The organism is Pseudomonas sp. PsB (assembly GCF_043658375.1).
In the GTDB taxonomy this organism is placed as follows: Bacteria; Pseudomonadota; Gammaproteobacteria; order Pseudomonadales; family Pseudomonadaceae; genus Aquipseudomonas; species Aquipseudomonas putida_Z.
In genome coordinates this window covers 1-1,848 of the sequence record NZ_JBIGLU010000083.1, presented here as the reverse complement: position 1 = coordinate 1,848, position 1,848 = coordinate 1, and the positions used below count along the sequence as shown (strand labels likewise).

Annotated in this window: 1 protein-coding gene; it reads right to left on the bottom strand. The window is 52.7% G+C overall.

The window, feature by feature from the left end; translation table 11 throughout:
• Positions 1-383 precede the first annotated feature (383 nt).
• Positions 384-1,534, bottom strand: a protein-coding gene (locus ACGLHT_RS29940) for an IS3 family transposase (RefSeq protein ID WP_087535084.1) whose coding sequence is annotated in 2 segments (ribosomal slippage) — positions 384-1,300 and positions 1,300-1,534 — 1,152 coding nt in all. Because the reading frame shifts where the segments join, the coding sequence is not laid out codon by codon here.
• Positions 1,535-1,848: the final 314 nt, after the last annotated feature.

Genomic DNA, 1,848 nt, shown 5'->3' with positions numbered 1-1,848 from the left:
CATGGAACTGCTCGCCAGAGATACCACGGTAAGCTGAGGCCCTATCTTTTAGAAGGTGGGGTTCATGGATCGCACTCCTAGGATCGCACGCATCGCGCGTACATACTTTGCCCTCTTGGGTATGAGCTATCAGCAGTTGATAGATACCAGAAACCATCAGCCCCTATGTAAATCTTCCCCCAATAACTATCGTAGTTATTCAAAGAAGCCATGCTGATCAGGGTGGGAAAGCAGAATCCTTCAGTGCTCGCAATCATGCGGACTGTTTGTTGGTAGCCGGCAATGTATTCGGCGGTCAGCTCAAATTTTGCTGCAGCCTGCCGCCACGCACCGGATTGGCAAGATGGTTATGCGTTACGTCGAACTGAATCGCCCCTGGTTTTCTAGACACTCTCCAAGCTCAGGAAATAGCGTTTCTCATACTCTACTGGAGACAGCTGCATAGCACTGCTGTGTCGGCGTTTAGGGTTATAGAACATCTCGATGTAATCGAAAATATCACTTCGGGCTTCTTCACGGGTTGTGTAGATCTTTCGTCGGATTCGCTCTCGCTTCAAAAGCTGGAAAAAGCTCTCGGCTACAGCATTGTCGTGGCAGTTTCCCCGCCGGCTCATGCTGCTGATTACATTGTTGGCCTTCAAAAAGCTTTTCCAATCCGAGCTACTGAACTGACTGCCTTGATCTGAGTGAATCATAACTTGCTGCTGAGGCTTGCGTCGCCAAACAGCCATCAACATCGCGTCGATAGCCAGGTCGCTGCACATCCTTGGCTTCATTGACCAACCAATTACTTGGCGTGAGAACAGATCCAGCACTACCGCGAGGTAGAGCCACCCTTCATAGGTGCGGATGTAAGTGATATCTGTCACCCAGACCTTGTTCGGCTCACTTACCTTGAACTGCCGCGCGAGGTGGTTGGGCGAGGCCACTGTTGGTTTTCCACCATAGAACCCTGGACGCCGCCGATAGCCCGTTTGAGAACGCAGCCCCTCCGCCTGCATCAAGCGCCTGACTCGATTTCGGCCGCATTCCTCTCCCAGCTCACGCAGGTCATCGTGAATTTTGCGGTAGCCGTATACACCTCCGCTTTCCAGCCAAGCGTGTTTGATCAAGCCAAGCAGACGTTGATCTTCTTTTGCTCGGGCAGATTGAGGCTCGGCCAGCCAGGCGTAATAGCCGCTGGGGTGCACCTTGAGGGTTTGGCAAAGGCGCCGCACCGGGTAATCAGTCGAGTGCTTCTTGATGAAGGCGTACTTCAGCCGCACTCCTTGGCAAAGTACGCGGCGGCCTTTTTTAAGATGTCTCGCTCTTCCGTCACGCGCTTGAGTTCAGCGCGTAGCTTGCGCAGTTCGGCCTGCTGATCGTCGTCTTGCTGACGCTGCTCTTGGGGCTTGCTGTAGACCTTGATCCAGGCGTAAAGACTGTGCACGGACATGCCCAGGCGCTGGGCGACATCGGCGACAGGTTTGCCTTTCTCGGTCACTTGCTTGACCGCTTCGATCTTGAATTCTTCGGGGTAACGCTGACGACTCATGGCACCTCCTATTTGGGCCTCATTATGAGGCTTGGAGGTGTCTACGAAACCAGGGGCGATTCAAACTGCTTGCCTGGCCTTGTAGTTTTAATAAGTTGTTCAAGTGTTGGTCTAGTGACGAAATTTGGTCGGAATCGGCCAAGCCTCGAGAAATCTGTCGCAAAGTCTCTAAGGATGCTCCGATCAACTTGTCGTGCAGCCGCGGCAAGTTGCAATTTTCCAGGCACCTACAGCGTCATTGGACGAAAAGTGACCGAAAAATCATGTACGGAGAGCTTTTTCGACCGGTTCTCCGTGTTAAACGCGAACCTCAC